We start from the raw sequence: 19,133 nt of genomic DNA on the forward strand, positions 1-19,133 counted from the left end.
ATAGCAACAATATGGCAAAGAAAGCAGCGCGCAAATCGAGCAGTAAGAAAAGTAAAGCGTCGAAGGCAAAGAACCAGACACAATCGCGGATTCGCCGCTGGGTGACCCGCGCGGTATTGGGTCTGGTTGCGTTTGTTGTGGCGCTTGTGGTGCTTTTTTCTGTGGTGAATCCCCCGGTAACCCATACGATCTGGTCTGAATGGCGGCGGCTGGGCAAGGTTCAGCGCGATTGGGTGCCGATTGAACAGATCTCGCCCGTCATGGCGCGATCCGTGGTGGCGGCAGAGGATGCCAATTTCTGCCTGCACTGGGGGTTTGACGTCGATGCCATTCGCGATGCTTTGGAGGAAGGCGGTACACGTGGCGCCTCTACCATCACGCAGCAAGTGGTGAAGAATGTGTTCCTGTGGCAGGGGCGCAGTTGGGTGCGTAAGGCGCTTGAGACATCTCTCACCCCCGTGGTCGAGATTTTCTGGAGCAAGCAGCGCATTCTCGAGGTCTATTTGAACGTGGCCGAGACTGGCGAAGGTGTGTTTGGCGTTGAGGCCGCAGCCCAGCGCAACTTCAATGTGACCGCGGCCCAGCTGTCGCCAGTTCAGGCCGCACGTATTGCCGCAATCCTGCCTTCTCCCAAAAACAGGTCCGTTCGGGATCCGTCGGTCCGCACACGCAGACGGGCTGCCTCGATCCTCGATGGGGCGGCCACCATTCGCGCAGATGGTCGCGCGGATTGTTTCGAGGATTGAAACCCAAGGCCCTGCAAGGCTAAAGCTTGAGTGTAATCACTGGTTCGATTGGAAGCCCATGGCGCGTCTGTTTCATGTTCCCCTGTCCCCCTATTGCCGCAAAGTGCGCCTGTCGCTTGCGGAAAAGAAGATCGAGGTTGAGCTGGTCGAGGAGAAATACTGGGAGAAAGACCCGGATTTCCTGCGGCGCAACCCGGCCGGAAAAGTCCCGGTTCTTCGTCTGGACGGAAAGATCATGTCCGAAAGCAACGCGATTTGCGAATATATCGAGGAAACCCGGCCCGATCCTGCGCTGATGCCCCAAACGCCGGAGGCACGATACGAAATGCGTCGGCTGGTGGCCTGGTTTGATGACAAGTTCCATCACGAGGTAACATCCAAACTGGTTTATGAGCGTGTGAACAAGAAGGTCACCGGACAGGGCTATCCCGACAGTAAGAATGTCAAACAAGGTGCCAAGGCCATCAAGTATCATCTGGATTACATGGCCTGGTTGCTGGATCACCGCCGTTGGCTGGCCGGGGATCAGATGACATTGGCCGATTTTGCGGCTGCGGCGCATCTATCGGCGCTGGATTATATCTCGGACGTGGATTGGAACCGGTCGCAGGCGGTTAAGGACTGGTATGCCAAGATCAAATCCCGGCCTGCGTTCCGGTCAATTCTTGCAGATCAGGTTCCGGGGTTCCGCCCACCGGCCCATTACGCAGATCTGGATTTCTGATAGGGTCGCACAAGGGGGGCTGTTTGCCCCCCATCGCGCCTTGGGGCGCGATTCCCCCGAAGGTATTTAGGGCCAGATGAAGAGCGGATCGGGTTTAAAGGATAGGCTGGTGGCACAGGCGCTGAGCGAGGGCTTTGTGTCTTGTCGCATTTGTCGCCCGTGGGATGTCCCCGAAGTGCCCGCCCGGCTGGAGGCGTTCCTGCAGGCCGAATATCACGGGCAAATGGGATGGATGGCCGAGCGGACCCATTGGCGAGGCGATCCGGCAGCGCTCTGGCCCGAGGCGAAATCGGTGATCATGTTGGCAGAAAGCTATGCGCCCGAACATGATCCAACCGAGATTCTGGACCACCCCGAGAAGGGGGCGATCTCAGTCTATGCGCAGAACAAGGACTATCACGACCTGGTCAAGAAGCGGCTCAAAAGGTTAGCCCGCTGGTTGATAGCCGAGGCTGGTGGCGAGGTGAAGGTCTTTGTCGATACCGCCCCGGTTCCGGAAAAGGCCTTGGGTCATGCTGCGGGGTTGGGATGGCTGGGTAAGCACACCAATCTTGTAAGTCGCGATTGGGGAAATTGGGCCTTTATAGGGTCTGTTTTTACAACTCTGGACCTACCTTCGAATCAAGCAGAGGTGGATCACTGTGGATCCTGCCGGGCCTGTTTGGCCGCCTGTCCGACAGACGCATTCCCGGCGCCTTATCAGTTGGACGCGCGGCGCTGCATTTCTTACCTGACAATCGAACACAAGGGTCCGGTTGATCATGACCTGCGCGCGAAACTCGGCAATCGGATCTATGGTTGCGATGATTGCCTTGCCGCCTGCCCCTGGAACAAATTCGCAGTCACGGCAAGTGACATGCGCTATGCAGCGCGTGAGGATCTGAAGGCTCCTCGGCTGGCGGAATTGGCTGGCCTGGACGATCCGGAATTTCGAACGAAATTCTCGGGCTCTCCAATTAAGCGGATTGGACGGGACCGGTTTGTGCGAAATGTGCTGTACGCCATTGGCAACTCGGGCCTGCAGGGGTTGATACCGATTGCACAGGATTTGACAGAGGATCCGGATTCAGCCGTGGCAGATGCCGCGCGCTGGGCGGTCAAACAACTCTCCTAGGTGCCGCAAACAGGCTGGACGTGTCGGTGCAAACCGCTAAACCCAATCACAGCGAACAGGAAGGAGAACCCGATGGCGCTGGCTTTGGGGGTTGATACAGGCGGAACCTATACGGATGCGGTGCTGGTCCGGGATGAGACTGAGGTGATCGCTTCAGCCAAATCTCTGACAACACGAGCTGATCTGGCGATTGGCGTCGGCAAGGCGATTTCCGCGGTTCTGACGCAGGCTCAGGTGTCACCGGAGCAGATCTCAATGGCGTCCCTGTCAACAACTTTGGCCACGAATGCGCTGGTAGAAGGGCAGGGTGGCCGGGTTGCCCTTGTCTATATCGGGTTCAGGGAAGGAGATCTGGAAAAGCATGGTCTGCGGGATGCTTTGAAAGGGGATCCAGCTTTGGTTGTGGCGGGCGGTCACACGCATGCTGGAACAGAGGCCAGGCCATTGGATGTTCAGGCGATTGAGGCCTTTTTAGACTCCAACTCTGGTATCTCCGGCTTCGCGGTGGCCGGGCAGTTCGCCACTAGAAACCCGGCGCATGAACTTGAGGTCGCCCGCATTATTTCTGATCGGACGGGTGCGCCGGTGACATGTTCGCACCATCTGTCGGCCAAGTTGAATGGCCCAAAACGTGCGGTGACAGCGGTGCTGAATGCACGGTTGATTGGCATGATCGACCGCTTGATCGGACGGGCACAGGATCAGCTTGTGACGCTAGGTATTTCAGCGCCAATGATGGTGGTTCGCGGCGACGGAGCGTTGATGAGCGCCGAACAGGCGCGGGATCGACCGATTGAAACGATTTTGAGCGGCCCTGCGGCCTCGATCGTCGGGGCGCGCTGGCTAACGGGAGCCGAGAACGCGCTGGTATCAGATATCGGTGGTACCACAACCGATGTCGCCTTGATCCGGGATGGCAAGCCCGCCATTGATCCCGAAGGTGCCAGGGTTGGCGGCTTTCGCACCATGGTGGAGGCCGTCGCAATGCGGACCCACGGGTTGGGCGGGGACAGTCAGGTACATGTTGTAACCGAAGGGCTGGGCGGCGGCATCTTCCTGGGACCGCGCCGTGTTTTGCCCGTATCTCTGATCGCGTCAGAAGCGCCCGACGAGGTTCACACGGCCTTGGATGCGCAGTTGCGGGCCCCAACTGTGGGTGAACATGACACCCGGTTCGCACGTCTGGTACCGGGTGTTCATGCCGAAGGTCTGGGGGCAAGGGAAACCGCCCTGGTGGATCGCTTGGGGCAGAAGGTCCTGCCGCTGTCTGATTTGCTTAAAACGCGGATGGAGGCAGGCGCACTTACTCGTTTGGTGGATCGTGGAATCGTTCAGGTATCCGGCGTGACACCTTCGGATGCCAGCCATGTTCTGGGCCGTTTGGATGCCTGGGACGCAGAGGCTGCACGCAAGGCGCTGGAACTGGTGGCGCGAAAACGGATTGGCACCGGTGATATGCTGGCTGCAACACCGGATCTGTTGGCGCAGATGATCGTTGATCAGTTGACCGAACAGACCTCTTTGACCTTGTTAGAGACCGCTTTCTCAGAAGAAGCCGAGGAGTTCGGCGTTCCGGCACCCGATCTGGCCCGGCATGTTTTGACGCGGAAAGGTCTGGCCGGGCATCGCGGTTTGGTGGCGCTGGACGCGGCACTGAATGTGGATGTGATCGGTCTTGGGGCGTCGGCCCCCAGCTATTACCCCGCAGTCGGGGAAAGATTGCGATGCCGCATGATTTTGCCGGAACACACGGGCGTGGCCAATGCGATTGGAGCGGTTGTTGGCAGGCTGACACTGCGCCGGGCCGGGACCGTCACGGCGCCATCCGAAGGGCGGTACAGGGTGCATCTTGAAGACGGGCCTCAGGACTTTAGCGATTCTGACGAGGCGATGGCGCTGCTGGAATCCATCCTGAGGGCTGAAGCGGAAGGAGAAGTGCGCGGAGCCGGTGCAGAGGATATCCGAGTGATCGTCGACCGGGATATCCGCACCGCCCGTATCGAAGCGCAGGAGGTCTTTGTTGAGGCAATGATCACCGTCGAGGCCAGTGGAAGGCCGCGGGTGGCGTCTGACTAGCCCCAGATCCGGGCCTAATCCTTACTCGGCCGCGTCGCGTTTGGGCAGAACCCAATCCGGGCGCGGGAAATGGCAGGTATAGCCGTTCGGGATGCGTTCAAGATAATCCTGATGCTCGGACTCGGCCTCCCAGAAATCGCCAACGGGTTCCAGCTCGGTCACGACCTTGCCGGGCCAGATGCCACTGGCATTCACATCGGCAATGGTGTCCAGGGCGACCTGTTTCTGGGCGTCATCGACATAATAAATGGCCGAGCGATAGCTCATCCCCATGTCGTTCCCTTGCCGGTTCACCGTAGTCGGGTCATGGATCTGAAAGAAAAACTCAAGCAGATCGCGATAGGTGGTCACAGTAGGATCGTAAAAGATCTCGATTCCCTCGGCATGGGTGCCGTGGTTGCGATAAGTGGCGTTGGGCACGTCTCCACCAGTATATCCGACGCGAGTGCGGAAAACGCCTGGGCGTTTGCGGATCAGATCCTGCATGCCCCAAAAGCAGCCTCCGGCCAGAACAGCGCGTTGTTCGGTCATTCGATCTCCTCCACATGAATCAGGAATTCGCCATAGCCCTCGGCCTCCATCTGATCGCGATGGACGAACCGCAATGAGGCTGAGTTGATACAATATCGCAGCCCGCCATGTTCGCGCGGGCCGTCGGGAAACACATGCCCCAAATGGCTGTCGCCATGTTTCGAGCGCACCTCGGTGCGGATCATGCCCAGCGAGGCATCGCGCAGTTCTTCAACATGCTCATGCACGATTGGTTTGGTGAAACTGGGCCAGCCGCAGCCGGATTCGTATTTATGCGCCGAGGCGAACAGAGGTTCACCCGAGACGATATCCACATAGATGCCGGGCTCTTTGTTGTTCAGCAGTTTGCCAGTGCCGGGCCGTTCGGTGCCGCTGTTTTGCGTGACGTGATATTCCTCGGGCGACAATGCGGCGATGGCCTCAGGGGATTTGGTGTAACGGGTCATGGCTCCTCCGGTCGCTTTGGTGGTTCGCATTATAGATGGGGTTTGGCGGCGGAAAGCAAAGGGGGTTTTGCGTTCCTCGCGCTTATGTGTGGGTCAGGCCGGTTTTGCAGCGGGTTGGCGGGACAGTTGCACCGCCAGAATGCCCAGAGTGGTGATCAGCACCCCGACCGCATCCAGCGGCCCCAGTTTTTCCCCCAACAAGATCGCGGCGATGGTGACACCAAAGACCGGGTTGAGAAAGTGAAACGTGGCCGCCCGGGTTGCGCCGATCCGATCCAGCAGCAGGAACCAGATGAACGTGGCCAGAAGGCCGGGAAACAGAGTTGTATAGGTGAAGGCCAGGACCAGCGGCACCGTCAAGTGGATATGAATCGTTTCGAATACCGGTGCTGCAACAAACAGAATGGCCGATCCGACCAGCATCTGTAAGCCAACCACCATCATGAAATTCCCGCCCGATGTCGCCCCACGCACTGCGAGCGTGGCAAATGTCAGCGCAAGCGCTCCAATGCCACAAAGCATGACGCCGAACAGATCAACGCCGTCGCCGATCCGACTGCTCATGATCAGAGCAACACCGGCGAACCCGGCACACAGGCCTACAATTCCAACTGGCCGTAATCTGTCGCCCATAAACAGCCAACTGGCCAAGGCAACCAGCAATGGCATGGTCGAGGCGATGATGGCGGCAACAGAGGCCTCGATTGTTTGCATCGCATAGAAGTTTAGGCCCAAATAAAGGGCATTTTGACATATCCCGAACAGGATGGTGGCATACCATTGTGACCGCGTCAGCCGCCAGCTTTGGCCCATCGCCCGTGCAATCACGACGCCAATCAAACCCGAGATCAGAAACCGCAGAGCCAGGGAAAACAACGGCGATGCGTCCGCCACGATGATCCGGGCCGAGGTGAAGGCCGAAGACCAGATAAACGCAAATGTCAGCCCCATGGCCATTGCGCGAAAATCCATCGCGACCCCCTGTTCAGATTTTCGCGCACTGTTGACCGAATAAGCGCGCGCCGCAAGCAGTGCTGTTTTTATTGATTGATCAGCCAATAAACTATAACAGCGTCATGAACTGACATTAATGGGAGGATTGTCGGTGCTATTGGAGTACATACTATCATTTGGCGTCTTGCTGGCGTTGGGCCTTGTGGCCTTCTTTGTGGTGAAGTGGTGGAATCTGCGGATTGTCGGCGTGACGCCGGTTCATCTGTTCACCTTCATCGCGATCCTGTTCACATCCGGGTTGGATGTCGGCCTGATCATGTTTCCGCTGACCGAATTCGGCGGCTATGCCGAAGACCCCGCCTATGCGTTTGCCAACCCACTGGCGATCGAATTCGGGTTCTGGGGCTTTCTGATCTGGGCGTTCTACTTTCTGACTGCGTTCTATTTCTGTGTCATCGAGCCGCGCGTGAAGTTCTTTGAAATCCCGCTGGTCAAGCTGATCAACAATGTGGTCATCATCGGCACCTGCGCTTTCACCGCCAGCCTGTTCCTGATCTACCTGCCCGGCTACCTGCCCGAGGTCGGAGACGGCGAGTCAGTGGTCACCACCTTCTATGTCATCGTGTTTGTCGTCATTCTGGCAGCGGCCTATTCTTCGACCGACCTGAAATACGTGCGTATCCTGTCGGTGGGCTCGACCTTTTTGTTCCTGGCACTGATCCTGGGCATGTGGGTTGCTGCGGGCATGGGCGTGAATGGCTTTGTGGAAACCGGAAGCAATGTTGGTGCCTATTTCACCAACCTGCACAAGTTTGTCCTGCCGCTGACAGATTATCACGCTTTCTACCTGTTCTGGTGGTTTGCCTGGTCGATCATGATCGGCCAGTTCACATCTCGCTTTGTAGGTGGGCTGAAGACCTGGCAACTACTGGCTGCTCTGCTGATCTTTCCGTCGATACCTTTGGCGATCTGGTTCACCGTTCTCTACTATTACCACCTGAACGGCATCAGCACCGCAGGCATCACCAACATTGCGATGGTGATTGTGGGCGTGACCTTCGTGATCAACTCACTGGATTCGTTGATCAGGCTCTATACGGACAACCTGAACATGACAGTCGCCCGCTTTGGTAAAGCGATCTATGTGGCGGGCAATGTTGTGCTGCTGTTCGTCCTGACCCTGCTGTTCCAAAGTCAGTGGTTGCAGATCCAGTGGATCGGTGCAGTTGTTGTCGGCCTCTATCTGGCCTGTGTGGTTTATATCCTGATCACCAAGCGCAAAGAGGTGCTGAGCATAACTGGGATGCCCGAAGACCGTGATCTGGATTTCCACAAGGTCGAGACGGTTCACTGATCAACATCGAGAAAAAGCTAATACGGGCGCCTCGGTGCCCGTATTTTTTTGGCCGCGACTGTGTAAGCAATGCGGAAAGGGTCAAAAAGGCCAAACAAAGCGACACGTGTGAAATCACAAACTTGCAATATCTTTTACTTATGTTGGCTTAGTTCAATCTTCACTCACTGAAGAGCTATCTTGAGGCACGCTCTTCCTTGGAGTTGATAACCTTAATGGTCCCTCAGGCGCGTTTTTCACCAATCGTGGCCACACCCAGAACAGACAGGACCTTGGCCTCGATCTGTTCGGCATTCATACCGGCAACCGCATACATATCCGCCGGGTTTGCCTGATCAATGAAGATATCCGGAAACACCATCGAGCGGTATTTAAGGCCCTGATCAAACACACCCTCATCGGCCAGTAGCTGCGCCACATGGCTGCCGAAACCGCCAATCGCACCCTCTTCGATGGTGATCAGCGCCTCATGATCGGAGGCCAGATCCAGGATCAGGTCGCGGTCCAGCGGTTTGGCGAAACGTGCATCGGCTATGGTAGGGGTTATGCCGCGCGCCGATAGGGCCTCGGCGGCTTTTTGTACTTCGGCCAAGCGCGTACCGAAAGACAGCAATGCCACGCGCGCGCCCTTCTGAATTATCCGGCCTTTGCCGATTTCAAGCACTACACCACGCTCGGGCAGGTCCACGCCCACGCCTTCACCGCGGGGATAGCGGAAGGCGATCGGGCCTTCGTCGTGGGCGACGGCGGTGGCCACCATATGCATCAGCTCGGCCTCATCTGCGGCGGCCATCACGACCATGCCCGGTAGGTTGGCCAGATAGGCAATGTCAAACGATCCGGCATGGGTCGCCCCATCAGCGCCCACCAGACCAGCGCGGTCGACGGCAAATCGCACGGGCAGGCGCTGAATGGCCACATCATGCACGACCTGATCATAGCCGCGCTGCAGGAAGGTCGAATACATAGTGCAGAACGGCTTCATCCCGCCCGCAGCCAAAGCCGCCGAGAACGTCACACCATGCTGTTCCGCAATCGCTACATCGAAACAACGTGACGGGTAGCGTTCGGCAAACAGGTTCAACCCGGTTCCATCGGGCATGGCGGCGGTGACGGCGACGATCTTGTCGTCCCGCGCGGCTTCTTCCACCAGGGTCTTGCCGAAGACCGACGTATAAGAGGGCGCGTTTGACGGCGCCTTCTTTTGCTCACCCGTCACAACATCGAATTTCGCGGTCGCGTGACCCTTGTCGCGGGCCTGCTCGGCGGGGGCATAGCCCTTGCCCTTTTTTGTCAGCACATGGATCAGGATCGGGCCGGTGGCCCGCGTCTTGACCGTGCGCAGCACCGGCAACAGCTGATCCATGTCGTGTCCGTCAATCGGGCCGAGATAGGAAAAGCCCAGTTCTTCGAATAAAGTACCCCCTACGGCCATGCCCTTGAGCATTTCCTTGGCGCGTTTGGCGCCTTCGCGGAACGGTTCCGGCAACAAGGACACCGCGCCCTTGGCGGCGGCCTTCAGATCGTGGAACGGTTCTTCGGCATAAATGCGCGACAGATAACTGGACAGGGCGCCAACCGGCGGTGCGATGCTCATTTCATTGTCGTTGAGGATAACGATCAGGCGCTTTTTCAGGTGGCCCGCATTGTTCATCGCCTCAAACGCCATACCCGCCGACATCGAGCCATCGCCGATTACCGCAATGGCATCGCCCAGACCTTCGGGCGTCACGCCACCCAGATCGCGCGCCACGGCAAAGCCAAGGGCAGCACTGATCGAGGTGCTGGAATGCGCCGCGCCAAACGGGTCATAGGGGCTTTCGCTGCGCTTGGTGAACCCGCTCAACCCGCCGGGTTGGCGCAGGGTACGGATCCGGTCGCGCCGCCCGGTCAGGATTTTATGCGGATAGCACTGGTGCCCGACATCCCAGATGATTTTGTCACGCGGCGTATCGAATACCGCATGCAGCGCAGTGGTCAGTTCCACCACGCCCAGACCCGCACCCAGATGCCCGCCGGTGACCGACACGGCCGAGATCGTCTCGGCCCGTAATTCCTGCGCCACCTGATGCAGCTGCGCGTCCGAAAACTGCCGCAGGTCGGCCGGGCGGTTCACAAGATCCAGCAGAGGAGTGTTCGGGCGGTCAGACATATGGCGCGTTCCTGGCTTAGCTGTCCCGGGCAATAACGAAGCGGGCGGCGTCCTTCAAGGTTTCAGCCGACGCGCCATAGCCTTCCAACGCGGCGCAGCCCTGTTCCACCAGCTCCGCGGCACGGGTTCTGGCGGCGTCGAGGCCCAGCAGAGACACAAACGTGGCCTTTCCCGCCTCGGCATCCTTCTGAAGGCGCTTGCCCGCAATTTCGGCGTTACCCTCTATATCCAAGATGTCATCTGCGATTTGAAAAGCAAGACCAAGGGATTGGGCATATTGGCGCAAGGGCGCAAGATCAGCTTGGGCCAGACGCGCGCCGGCGCATGCAGACCACTCGATCAGCGCTCCGGTTTTTCCTGCCTGCAAATGGGTGATTTCTTCCAGCGTCAGCGGAGAGTCTGCCGATTCCGCCGCGATATCCAGCGCCTGGCCCAGCACCATGCCCTGCGCTCCGCTTGCCTGCGCCAGAGACAAGGCCAATTCCGCGCGAATTTCGGCGGGGCCAATTTCGGGACGGGTGCAAAGTTCGAATGCCAGCGTCTGCAACGCGTCGCCTGCCAGAACCGCGATGCCCTCATCCCATTTCACATGAACTGTCGGGCGCCCGCGACGCAAATCGTCGTTATCCATGCAGGGCAGGTCATCATGCACCAGAGAATAGGCGTGCAATGCCTCGATCCCCGTGGCAGGCCAGATCGCACGCGCTGTATCCACATCATGCAGCCGCGCGCTTTCCAGCACCAAAAACCCGCGCAGACCTTTGCCGCCGTGCGTGGCATAGGCCATCGCCTGTGTCACATCCAGATCGTCCAGCGCGCCCAGAACCAGATCAAAATGGCCCTGAATCAGCGTTGCATCCTGCGCCAGTCTTTCGCGAAACATTTACTGACCTTCGACAACCGTCGTCCCGGTCGGTTGACCATCGGCGTCCAAGGTGATCGCGGCCACTTTTTCCTCGGCCCGCTTCAGTTCATCCTCGCAGCGTTTCTTCAGCGCTGCACCCCGTTCATACAAGGCGATGGACTGGTCCAGCGCCACATCGCCACGCTCCAGCTGGCCGACAACGGCCTCAAGCTCTTTCATCGCCTGTTCGAATGTCATCTGGTCAACGGGTGTATCTGTCATCGGGCTGCCTTCATCAACTCTTCCACATGGGCACGTGTGGCCTCGGCCAAGGCTTTCAGATCATACCCGCCTTCCAAAGTCGAGACGATACGTCCCGCGCAATGCTCATCGGCAATCTTGCACAATTCGGCAGTGATCCAGGCGAAATCTTCGGTGGCCCAGTTCAGATTGGCCAGCGGATCATCCTGATGGGCGTCAAACCCGGCAGAGATTATGATCAGCTCGGGTTTGAAGGCGCGCAGTCGAGGGAAAGCCAATGTTTCATAGGCGGCGCGCATCTTGGCGCCGCCGGTTCCGGGGGACAGTGGAATATTCAGGACGTTTTCAAAGGCGCCGGTCTCGTCGGCGTGGCCTGATCCCGGCCACAAGGGCATCTGTTGGCTGGTGATCACCAACGCGCGCGGCTCATCCCACAGCAAATCCTGCGTGCCATTGCCGTGATGCACATCGAAATCCACCACAGCGACGCGGCGCAGACCGTGATGATCCAACGCGTGTTTCACCCCCAATGCGGCGTTGCCGAACAGGCAAAACCCCATGGCGGTTTCATTCTCGGCGTGATGGCCGGGGGGGCGAATGGCACAGAACGCATTTGGGGCTTCTCCGCCCAGCACTAAATCCACGGCTTTCACCACAGCCCCTGCAGCCCTAAAGGCCGCATCTACAGATCCCGGCGACATGAATGTATCGCCGTCCACCTGCCGGAATCCCCCTGTCGGGCGGCTTTTGCGGATGTCGCGAATATGGCTTTCGGGGTGAATACGCAGCAGGTCATCATCGGCTGCAAGCGGCGCGGTCACACGATCCAGGTCCAGCCTATCCAGCGCATGAAGGATATGTTCCAGTCGCGCGACTTGTTCCGGATGCCCCTCGGGTGTCACGTGCCCAAGACAATCCGCATGGGTCAAAAGGGCAGTTTTCATCACAATCCCCTGTTCATCTGGTCAAAATACCTTCGCCGAAGGCAAAGAACCGCCACGCAGCGGCTCAATCAATCCGGAGCCAGCATGTACCCGGCCCCGCGCACGGTTTGCAGGTACCGGGGTTGTTTCGGGTCTTGCTCGATCTTGCGTCTCAGCCGTGTGATCTGCACATCCACGGCACGCTCCTGCGCCTGACCCTTGTCACGGCCCAGATCCTCGACCAGCTTGGCGCGACTGATAGGGGCGCCGGGTTGGGCCGAGAAGATCTTCATCAGCTGGCTTTCCGTTGCGGTTAGGCGGACCGTTTCTTCGCCCCGCCACATCTCACCGCGCTCAACATCATAGCGGATCGGGCCGAGATGCAGAATCTTGGTTGCGGCATCCTGTGCCGGGGTTTCCGGCATCCGGCGCAGGATCGCATTGATCCGCAACAAAAGCTCTTTGGGCTCGAACGGTTTGGCCAGATAATCATCGGCCCCCGCCTCAAGCCCGGCGATACGGTGTTCGGTTTCGCCCCGCGCCGTCAGCAACAGGATCGGGGTGGTGTGGGTCTCGCGCAAGGCTCTGGTCAGGCTGACACCATCTTCGCCGGGCATCATCACATCCAGAACGATCATGTCGAAATCCAGCCCCGACAGCACCCGACGTGCATGGGCCGCATCCCGCGCCGCGGTCACCAGAAACCCGTTTCGCATAAGGAATTTCTTGAGCAGATCGCGAATACGCTCGTCATCGTCAACGATCAACAGATGGGCGTCCATATCACTCATGAGGTCGTATCCCGCAATTTGGTATAGGCATGACGCATATCAGCATCCATCATTGCTTCAAGCACTTTGCGAAACCCAGACACCGCTTCTGGGCCTGCGTCCTTATAGGCCGCGCGCATCCGCACGCGCTGGGCCTCGGACAGCCTGGTTTCAAGCGCCCTCCCGGCTTCGGTCAGAAACAGGTGCCGTTCGCGCTTGTCCACTGTACCGACCCTGCTTTCGACCAACCCATCGTCAATCAATGTCCGAAGGACCCGGTTCAGAGACTGTTTCGTCACTCCTAGAATAGCAAGCAGGTTATTGACGGTCGTCCCCGGCGCGCGATTTATAAAGTGGATAGCACGGTGGTGTGCCCGCCCATATGCCAGCTGTGTCAGAATGCGATCCGGGTCCGCCGTGAACCCGCGATAGGCGAAAAACATCGCCTCGATCCCCTGCCGCAGCTGTTCATCCGTAAGAAACAACAGGCTTTCTCCGCCAAAGGCCTGGGCGGGGCGGGTATCTGACATATTCTGCCTCATTCGTTACACAGGTCCGAGTTTATGTCAGCGTTGTTGACATTCCAAGAGCGGACAGGTATCGAATCGCAGTTTTTGCGCAACTTTATGTCCACTTCGGACCTATATTGCGCAATAATCGGAATATTCAACCCAGGCAGGGAGGTTTCGCATGGCGGGGTATGATGATCGTGACGGTGTCATCTGGATGGATGGAGAACTTGTGCCCTGGCGCGAGGCGAATGTCCACATTCTGAGCCATGCGATGCACTATGCGTCTTCGGTCTTTGAGGGCGAGCGGGCCTATAACGGCAAAATTTTCAAAAGTCGGGAGCATTCTGAACGGCTGGTCGCCTCGGCCGAGGCGCTGGACATGCCGATGCCCTATACGATCGACCAGATCGAAGCGGCAAAGGAAGACGCGCTGAAGGCAAGTGGCTTGCAGGACGCCTATGTCCGTGCGCTGGTCTGGCGTGGTTCGGGCGAGGATATGGGTGTGGCTTCGGCCAAGAACCCGGTCCGCATGGCCGTAGCGGTCTGGCCCTGGGGTGCCTATTACGGCGACGCCAAGATGCAGGGCGCCAAGCTGGATATCGCGGAATGGAAGCGGCCCAGCCCTGAGACCATCCCGGTCCATGCCAAGGCGGCTGGGCTTTACATGATATGCACCATTTCCAAGCATAAGGCCGAGGCCAAGGGCTGCTCGGATGCGCTGTTCATGGACTGGCGTGGTTATGTTGCCGAGGCGACCGGGGCGAACGTCTTCTTTGTGAAGGACGGCGAAGTTCATACCCCGTTGGCCGATTGCTTTTTGAACGGGATCACCCGCCAGACAGTGATCCAGATGCTAAAAGACAAAGGCATCACGGTGCATGAGCGCCGCATCAAACCTGAAGAGATGGCCGATTTTGAACAATGCTGGCTGACCGGTACTGCGGCCGAGGTCACGCCTGTGGGCCAGATCGGCGACTATACGTTTGAGGTCGGTGACCTGACCCGCGAGATTGCCGCCGATTACGAAAAACTGGTCCGGGCATAACCCGCAACCAAATTGAAACCCCGCCTTGGCGGGGTTTTATGCTTTTGGGCAACCGTCAACAGGTTCGGTTAGATATGTGAGTGCGCAAACTACCTTACAATGACCGAATTGAGCCCAAACTTCCTATGGTCGGATGAGTTCCACGCAATTCATTTCGTAGTACAGATAAGCCCATGAAGAGGCTAGCAGCAAACCGAAACAAGCAGACACGACGGCCAAGCCCTTCTTACTGTTTTTCCAGAAAGTGAGCGAGATAGCCAATGCCACAAGGGCAATTAACCAGCTTTCCCAGTCGAAATATATGGACCGCAAACATTCTTCATAAGTCATTTAGTTTCGGTTCCATGTCGAGTTTACGTCTGGAATTCAAACTGGCTTTCAAAGTTTTGCCAATGACCGCATAGTCCGCTCATCAAACCTTGCGCTAGCATTCCCTCAACCCGGCCTACCCGCTCTGTAAAACTGACTCTAATCCTAGAAATCGACGCCACGCTGGGCTTTGATCCCGGCTTGAAACGGGTGCTTTTCCTCGGTCATTTCGGTAACCAGATCGGCATAGTCGCGCAGCGCCTGTGGCGCATCGCGACCAGTCAGGAACACGCTGGTCTTGTCAGACCGCGCCTTGAGCCCGTCGATCACCTGATCGACAGTCAGATATTCATAGCGCAGGGCAATATTGATCTCGTCCAGAACGACCAGATCATACTCACCGCTTTCCATCAGTGCCCGCGCCTTGTCAAAAGCGGCGTTGGCAGCAGCGATATCGCGTTCGCGGTCCTGAGTGTCCCAGGTAAAGCCTTCGCCCATCGTGTGCCAGGTGACCAAGTCGCGCTCTTCAAAGAACCGTCGCTCACCGGTTTTCCACTTGCCCTTGATGAACTGTACGACGGCAACTTTCTGACCCCATCCCAGCGCTCGGATCACGACACCAAACGCGGCCGAGGATTTGCCCTTGCCCTTGCCGGTATTGATCAGCACCAGACCACGGCCCGGGTCGACGGCCTCGGACACTTTTTTGCGGTGCTTGGCCTGCACCTGCTGCATCTTTTCTTTGTGATCCTGCGCGTCGCTCATTCGGGCACCTCTGTGATTGTTGGGCCCAAACTAGGGCAAGATTGAAAAAGGTAAAGTCACGCTTTGTGATCGGTCAGGGACCGGGCCTTGCCGCGTTCCAGCCCCAGCTGGTGTTCGCGCCAGATCACGACCACATTGCCCGCAATCACCAGCGTCGCACCCAACAGGATCGCAAGCGTCGGCAGCTCATCAAACCAGATATAGCCGATGAATATGGCAAACAGCATGGTGGTATAGTCATAAGGCGCCAGCATTGAGGCCTGACCAAAGCGATAGGACGAGGTGACCAGAATCTGTGCAACACCGCCGATCAACCCCATTATGATCATAATTAGAGCCTGATTAAGTGTTGGCATGGTCCAACCCCAAAACGCGGTCAGAGCTGAAAGCAGGGTAGCGGTCATCGAGAAATAGAACACGATCGCGGCCGGGTGATCCACCTTGACCAACTGCCGGATATGGATCTGAACAAAGGCACGGGCGAGTGTGGCCGCCAGCACGCAAAGCGCCCCGATTGTGGCTGCCATCTCCATCTGGGTGGTGCCCAGCCTGGGCCAAACCATAATCAGCACGCCCAACAATCCCAGCGCGACGGCACCGATGCGGATCATGCGAATGCGCTCGCCCAGAATCAGCGCGGCTAGAATCAGGGTGAAGATCGGCGTGGCATAGCCTATCGCTGTTACCTCGGGGAGTGGCAACAGGCTGAGACCCGTAAAAGTCAGACCCATGGCGCTGGTGCCCAGAACGCCGCGCCAGAAATGACCCATCGGCTTTTTGACCACAAAGCCCTGCGCCAGCTCTCCGCGCCAAAGCAACCAGGCAATGATGACGGGAATGGCGAAGAGCGACCGGAAAAACACCAGTTCACCGGGGGGGAAGTCCTCGGACAGTGCTTTGACCAGCGCCGACATTGAGGTGAACAGAACCAACGCAGCCAGTTTCAGGCCCACGGCAAGCATGGGTCGGTGGGAAGTCAGGGATTGTGCCATTGGCCGGGAACCTGAGCCTTTGACTGCGAAAGATCAACGATTGGATTGTACCAATCAGGCAGATTTCCACGTGTCGGGCAGGGGTTGGCCGATCTCTTCGCTGAACGCCTCAAGAAACCGGATCATCCGTGCTACACGCGCCTGTGCCAATTCGCGCCCGGTGGGCGTCAGCATGTCTGCCGGCAGGCTCAACAGTTTGACCTTCCAGTGATCAATCGAGAATTGCTGATCATCCAGATCGCGGGCAGTGGCAAAAGCATCCTCGGGATCATACAAGTCGCGACCCAGAGCACCTGACACAGCGAAGTTGCGCGCAATACCGATGGCCCCCAGCGCATCCAGCCGATCTGCGTCGCGAAGGATGCGGGCCTCGGGCGTTTCAGGCAGTATCCCGGCCGAGAAACTATGCGCGGCGATGGCGTGTTGAGTGGCATCGATTTCAGGCTGAGAAAACCCCAATTTCGCTAAAATAGGCTCTGATTCAGCCGCAGATTGGCGTGAGGCGAGGTGACGATCAGGGTCATCTTTGGGCAAGTTGACCAGGTCATGAAGATAGCTTGCCGCAAGCAGAACCCGAATATCTGCTTGCGTGTCCGCGATGGCCTGTACATTGATCCAAACGCGATCCAGATGCGCCAGATCATGGGCAGGATCTGTTTTCATGCGCTGCGCGACGATGCCGCGCAGCCGGGTGCGCAGCTCAGCCGATATGGCCACGGTTCTCGCCGATCTGACCCCGGTGCAAGAGCAGGTGGTCAAGGATTACGCAAGCCATCATCGCTTCGCCAACCGGAACCGCACGGATGCCGACACAAGGGTCATGGCGGCCTTTGGTGATGATCTCGGTCTCTTCTCCAGACTTGGTGATCGTTTTGCGCGTGGTCAGAATCGACGAGGTCGGTTTGACCGCAAAGCGTACGACTATATCCTGCCCGGTCGAAATCCCGCCCAGTATGCCGCCTGCGTGGTTCGAGCTGTATTGCGGGCCATTCTGCCCCATGAAGATTTCATCGGCATTGGCCTCGCCGGTCAGTTCAGCGGCGGCCATGCCTTCGCCGATCTCAACACCTTTGACTGCGTTGATCGACATCATCGCTGCGGCAAGATCAGTGTCTAACTTGGCATAAACTGGCGCACCAATCCCGGCAGGGACACCTCGCGCAACGACCTCAACCACTGCCCCGACCGAATTGCCGGACTTGCGTAACCCGTCTAAATAGGCGGCCCAATCTTCGGCGGCTGTCGCATCGGGCGTCCAGAATGGGTTCTGTTCAATCTGTGACCAATCGAAATTCGTGCGGTCGATCTTGTGCGGGCCAATCTGAGTCATGTACCCGGTGATCTGGACATTCGGCGCGATCTGCTTGATGGCTTCGCGGGCCAGGCCCCCGGCGGCAACGCGCGAGGCGGTTTCGCGCGCCGAACTGCGGCCACCACCACGATAATCGCGGATACCGTATTTTTGCCAATAGGTGATATCAGCATGGCCCGGGCGGAATTTTTCCATGATATCGCCATAGTCTTTTGACCGCTGATCAGTGTTCTCGATCATCAGCTGGACCGGAGTTCCGGTCGTCTGCCCTTCGAACACGCCGGACAGGATTTTCACCTGATCGGGCTCGCGCCGCTGGGTGGTGTATTTATTCTGTCCTGGTTTGCGCTTGTCCAGCCAGTGCTGGATCACCTCTGCGTCGATGGTCACCCCCGGCGGGCAGCCATCAACAGTGGCACCCAAGGCGGGCCCGTGGCTTTCACCCCAGGTGGTGACGCGGAAAAGATGGCCAAAGTTGTTCATCGACATAAGGCGTGCTCCTTCTGAGCATCGTGATTAGCGGGCAAGGCCCGTAGCCTCAAGCGGATTTGCGGTTGGGGCCCAGCACCCCAACCCTTTCCGGTCAGGCCGCCGAGGACAGCTGCGTCCTCATGGCTGTGATTTTCAACGCCGCCTGTGCGGCCTCGTGCCCCTTATCCACGAAATGCGCGCGGTAGATGGTATTGTGGTGGTCCGTCTCTTGATACTGGTGTGGCGTCAGCGAAACAGACAGAACCGGAACACCGGTATCCAGACCTGCGCGCATCAACCCGTCGACCACAGCTTGCGCCACGAAATCATGCCGGTAGATGCCGCCATCCACCACAAAGGCCGCGCAGGTCACAGCTGCATAGCGCCCAGTCTGGGCAAGATCGCGGGCCAGCAGGGGCATTTCGAATGCGCCTGGAACGTCGAACACGTCCACTTGATCGGCGGGTATCAATTCCAGAAACCCGTCGAGTGCACGGTCGACAATATCGGCATGCCAGCTGGCCTTAACAAACGCATAGCGGGTGTGTGTCATCAAGATCTCCTTCCGGTTTGGTGGTCTGCTGGCGGTTGCGAAAACCGGTTCCCACTTTTCGCTGCCAGCACGACATGACACGTCACCCAAGGCGATCACGAGCAGGCGCGCGGGGTTACCGGCACACTGCACGTTCTCTTTCATCCGGACTGTAACCGTCGGCTCTGGCCTCTCACCAGATCTGCTGACACCCCGAAAAGGGGCCGCTCGCGGGCTTACGGGTCATCGCCCGCATACCGCCGGTGGGGAATTCCGCCCCGCCCTGAGAACGAGGCGCAC

The 19,133-nt window shown here is 58.2% G+C and carries 20 protein-coding genes and 1 riboswitch; of the genes, 6 read left to right on the forward strand and 14 right to left on the reverse strand.

Features of this window, described 5'->3' with window-relative positions:
- Nucleotides 1-11: 11 nt before the first annotated feature.
- The 4 genes from mtgA (at nt 12) to AC2FHX_RS18620 (ending at nt 4,660) form a co-directional block, all read left to right on the forward strand.
- Entirely contained in the window at nt 12-746 is a 735-nt protein-coding gene (gene mtgA, locus AC2FHX_RS18605; RefSeq protein WP_142640279.1) for a monofunctional biosynthetic peptidoglycan transglycosylase, read from the forward strand.
- 58 nt (nt 747-804) lie between these two features.
- Nucleotides 805-1,470: an FtsZ-binding protein FzlA gene (fzlA, locus tag AC2FHX_RS18610; RefSeq protein WP_271951686.1), complete on the forward strand. Its 666-nt coding sequence runs from the start codon at nt 805-807 to the stop codon at nt 1,468-1,470.
- Between the two features lie 76 nt (nt 1,471-1,546).
- Nucleotides 1,547-2,584: a tRNA epoxyqueuosine(34) reductase QueG gene (queG, locus tag AC2FHX_RS18615; RefSeq protein ID WP_271951688.1), complete on the forward strand. Its 1,038-nt coding sequence runs from the start codon at nt 1,547-1,549 to the stop codon at nt 2,582-2,584.
- A gap of 72 nt (nt 2,585-2,656) precedes the next feature.
- Entirely contained in the window at nt 2,657-4,660 is a 2,004-nt protein-coding gene (locus AC2FHX_RS18620; protein ID WP_496703198.1) for a hydantoinase/oxoprolinase N-terminal domain-containing protein, read from the forward strand.
- 21 nt (nt 4,661-4,681) lie between these two features.
- On the opposite strand, the gene msrA is transcribed toward AC2FHX_RS18620, so the two are convergent.
- From msrA to AC2FHX_RS18635, 3 genes are all read right to left on the reverse strand, one after another.
- The gene (msrA, locus tag AC2FHX_RS18625) at nt 4,682-5,191 is read right to left on the reverse strand and encodes a peptide-methionine (S)-S-oxide reductase MsrA (protein ID WP_496703196.1); all 510 of its coding nucleotides are present in this window, start codon (nt 5,189-5,191) and stop codon (nt 4,682-4,684) included.
- A complete protein-coding gene (msrB, locus tag AC2FHX_RS18630) occupies nt 5,188-5,637 on the reverse strand; it encodes a peptide-methionine (R)-S-oxide reductase MsrB (protein WP_496692641.1) in 450 nt (149 codons plus the stop codon). Before msrB ends, msrA begins: the two co-directional genes overlap by 4 nt.
- Before the next feature lie 93 nt (nt 5,638-5,730).
- Nucleotides 5,731-6,609: a DMT family transporter gene (locus AC2FHX_RS18635; protein WP_496703193.1), complete on the reverse strand. Its 879-nt coding sequence runs from the start codon at nt 6,607-6,609 to the stop codon at nt 5,731-5,733.
- Nucleotides 6,610-6,748: 139 nt separating this feature from the next.
- Here AC2FHX_RS18635 and AC2FHX_RS18640 point away from each other — a divergent pair, with 139 nt between their 5' ends.
- The gene (locus AC2FHX_RS18640) at nt 6,749-7,945 is read left to right on the forward strand and encodes a BCCT family transporter (RefSeq protein ID WP_142640264.1); all 1,197 of its coding nucleotides are present in this window, start codon (nt 6,749-6,751) and stop codon (nt 7,943-7,945) included.
- A gap of 223 nt (nt 7,946-8,168) precedes the next feature.
- Here AC2FHX_RS18640 and dxs read toward each other — a convergent pair whose 3' ends face one another.
- The 6 genes from dxs to AC2FHX_RS18670 form a co-directional block, all read right to left on the reverse strand.
- Entirely contained in the window at nt 8,169-10,097 is a 1,929-nt protein-coding gene (gene dxs / locus AC2FHX_RS18645) for a 1-deoxy-D-xylulose-5-phosphate synthase (protein ID WP_496703191.1), read from the reverse strand.
- Nucleotides 10,098-10,113: 16 nt separating this feature from the next.
- Nucleotides 10,114-10,980, reverse strand: coding sequence for a polyprenyl synthetase family protein (locus tag AC2FHX_RS18650; RefSeq protein ID WP_496703189.1), 867 nt, complete (start codon nt 10,978-10,980; stop codon nt 10,114-10,116).
- The gene (locus tag AC2FHX_RS18655; protein ID WP_142640258.1) at nt 10,981-11,223 is read right to left on the reverse strand and encodes an exodeoxyribonuclease VII small subunit; all 243 of its coding nucleotides are present in this window, start codon (nt 11,221-11,223) and stop codon (nt 10,981-10,983) included.
- Complete coding sequence (locus AC2FHX_RS18660; RefSeq protein ID WP_496703187.1) at nt 11,220-12,146, reverse strand: histone deacetylase family protein; 927 nt, start codon at nt 12,144-12,146, stop codon at nt 11,220-11,222. The genes AC2FHX_RS18655 and AC2FHX_RS18660 overlap by 4 nt, the downstream gene beginning before the upstream one ends.
- A gap of 68 nt (nt 12,147-12,214) precedes the next feature.
- Entirely contained in the window at nt 12,215-12,916 is a 702-nt protein-coding gene (locus AC2FHX_RS18665) for a response regulator (protein ID WP_142640254.1), read from the reverse strand.
- Nucleotides 12,913-13,425, reverse strand: coding sequence for a MarR family winged helix-turn-helix transcriptional regulator (locus AC2FHX_RS18670; protein WP_142640252.1), 513 nt, complete (start codon nt 13,423-13,425; stop codon nt 12,913-12,915). The genes AC2FHX_RS18665 and AC2FHX_RS18670 overlap by 4 nt, the downstream gene beginning before the upstream one ends.
- A gap of 160 nt (nt 13,426-13,585) precedes the next feature.
- Between AC2FHX_RS18670 and AC2FHX_RS18675 the strand changes: the two genes are divergently transcribed.
- On the forward strand, nt 13,586-14,452 hold the full coding sequence (locus tag AC2FHX_RS18675; RefSeq protein WP_271951706.1) for a branched-chain amino acid aminotransferase: 867 nt from the start codon (nt 13,586-13,588) through the stop codon (nt 14,450-14,452).
- A 474-nt stretch (nt 14,453-14,926) separates the two neighbouring features.
- On the opposite strand, the gene cobO is transcribed toward AC2FHX_RS18675, so the two are convergent.
- From cobO to AC2FHX_RS18700, 5 genes are all read right to left on the reverse strand, one after another.
- Entirely contained in the window at nt 14,927-15,526 is a 600-nt protein-coding gene (gene cobO / locus AC2FHX_RS18680) for a cob(I)yrinic acid a,c-diamide adenosyltransferase (protein WP_271951707.1), read from the reverse strand.
- 56 nt (nt 15,527-15,582) lie between these two features.
- Nucleotides 15,583-16,518, reverse strand: a complete 936-nt coding sequence (locus AC2FHX_RS18685) for a DMT family transporter (protein WP_142640242.1) — start codon at nt 16,516-16,518, stop codon at nt 15,583-15,585.
- 54 nt (nt 16,519-16,572) lie between these two features.
- Complete coding sequence (locus tag AC2FHX_RS18690) at nt 16,573-17,235, reverse strand: HD domain-containing protein (RefSeq protein ID WP_496692650.1); 663 nt, start codon at nt 17,233-17,235, stop codon at nt 16,573-16,575.
- Nucleotides 17,219-18,319: a chorismate synthase gene (gene aroC, locus AC2FHX_RS18695; RefSeq protein WP_496692651.1), complete on the reverse strand. Its 1,101-nt coding sequence runs from the start codon at nt 18,317-18,319 to the stop codon at nt 17,219-17,221. Before aroC ends, AC2FHX_RS18690 begins: the two co-directional genes overlap by 17 nt.
- Before the next feature lie 94 nt (nt 18,320-18,413).
- Nucleotides 18,414-18,854, reverse strand: a complete 441-nt coding sequence (locus tag AC2FHX_RS18700) for a 6,7-dimethyl-8-ribityllumazine synthase (RefSeq protein ID WP_496703184.1) — start codon at nt 18,852-18,854, stop codon at nt 18,414-18,416.
- Between the two features lie 128 nt (nt 18,855-18,982).
- Nucleotides 18,983-19,128, reverse strand: a riboswitch (FMN riboswitch).
- Nucleotides 19,129-19,133: the final 5 nt, after the last annotated feature.

Source organism: Ruegeria sp. CDSC042 (genome assembly GCF_059610745.1).

Coding starts and splice junctions, on each gene's coding strand:
- cobO (WP_271951707.1), bottom strand. CDS start 15,526: ATGAGCGACGCGCAGGATCACAAAGAAAAGATGCAGCAGGTGCAGGCC.
- AC2FHX_RS18700 (WP_496703184.1), bottom strand. CDS start 18,854: ATGACACACACCCGCTATGCGTTTGTTAAGGCCAGCTGGCATGCCGAT.
- msrB (WP_496692641.1), bottom strand. CDS start 5,637: ATGACCCGTTACACCAAATCCCCTGAGGCCATCGCCGCATTGTCGCCC.
- AC2FHX_RS18655 (WP_142640258.1), bottom strand. CDS start 11,223: ATGACAGATACACCCGTTGACCAGATGACATTCGAACAGGCGATGAAA.
- AC2FHX_RS18685 (WP_142640242.1), bottom strand. CDS start 16,518: ATGGCACAATCCCTGACTTCCCACCGACCCATGCTTGCCGTGGGCCTG.
- AC2FHX_RS18620 (WP_496703198.1), top strand. CDS start 2,657: ATGGCGCTGGCTTTGGGGGTTGATACAGGCGGAACCTATACGGATGCG.
- AC2FHX_RS18660 (WP_496703187.1), bottom strand. CDS start 12,146: ATGAAAACTGCCCTTTTGACCCATGCGGATTGTCTTGGGCACGTGACA.
- AC2FHX_RS18665 (WP_142640254.1), bottom strand. CDS start 12,916: ATGAGTGATATGGACGCCCATCTGTTGATCGTTGACGATGACGAGCGT.
- AC2FHX_RS18670 (WP_142640252.1), bottom strand. CDS start 13,425: ATGTCAGATACCCGCCCCGCCCAGGCCTTTGGCGGAGAAAGCCTGTTG.
- mtgA (WP_142640279.1), top strand. CDS start 12: ATGGCAAAGAAAGCAGCGCGCAAATCGAGCAGTAAGAAAAGTAAAGCG.
- aroC (WP_496692651.1), bottom strand. CDS start 18,319: ATGTCGATGAACAACTTTGGCCATCTTTTCCGCGTCACCACCTGGGGT.
- AC2FHX_RS18635 (WP_496703193.1), bottom strand. CDS start 6,609: ATGGATTTTCGCGCAATGGCCATGGGGCTGACATTTGCGTTTATCTGG.
- msrA (WP_496703196.1), bottom strand. CDS start 5,191: ATGACCGAACAACGCGCTGTTCTGGCCGGAGGCTGCTTTTGGGGCATG.
- AC2FHX_RS18650 (WP_496703189.1), bottom strand. CDS start 10,980: ATGTTTCGCGAAAGACTGGCGCAGGATGCAACGCTGATTCAGGGCCAT.
- dxs (WP_496703191.1), bottom strand. CDS start 10,097: ATGTCTGACCGCCCGAACACTCCTCTGCTGGATCTTGTGAACCGCCCG.
- fzlA (WP_271951686.1), top strand. CDS start 805: ATGGCGCGTCTGTTTCATGTTCCCCTGTCCCCCTATTGCCGCAAAGTG.
- queG (WP_271951688.1), top strand. CDS start 1,547: ATGAAGAGCGGATCGGGTTTAAAGGATAGGCTGGTGGCACAGGCGCTG.
- AC2FHX_RS18675 (WP_271951706.1), top strand. CDS start 13,586: ATGGCGGGGTATGATGATCGTGACGGTGTCATCTGGATGGATGGAGAA.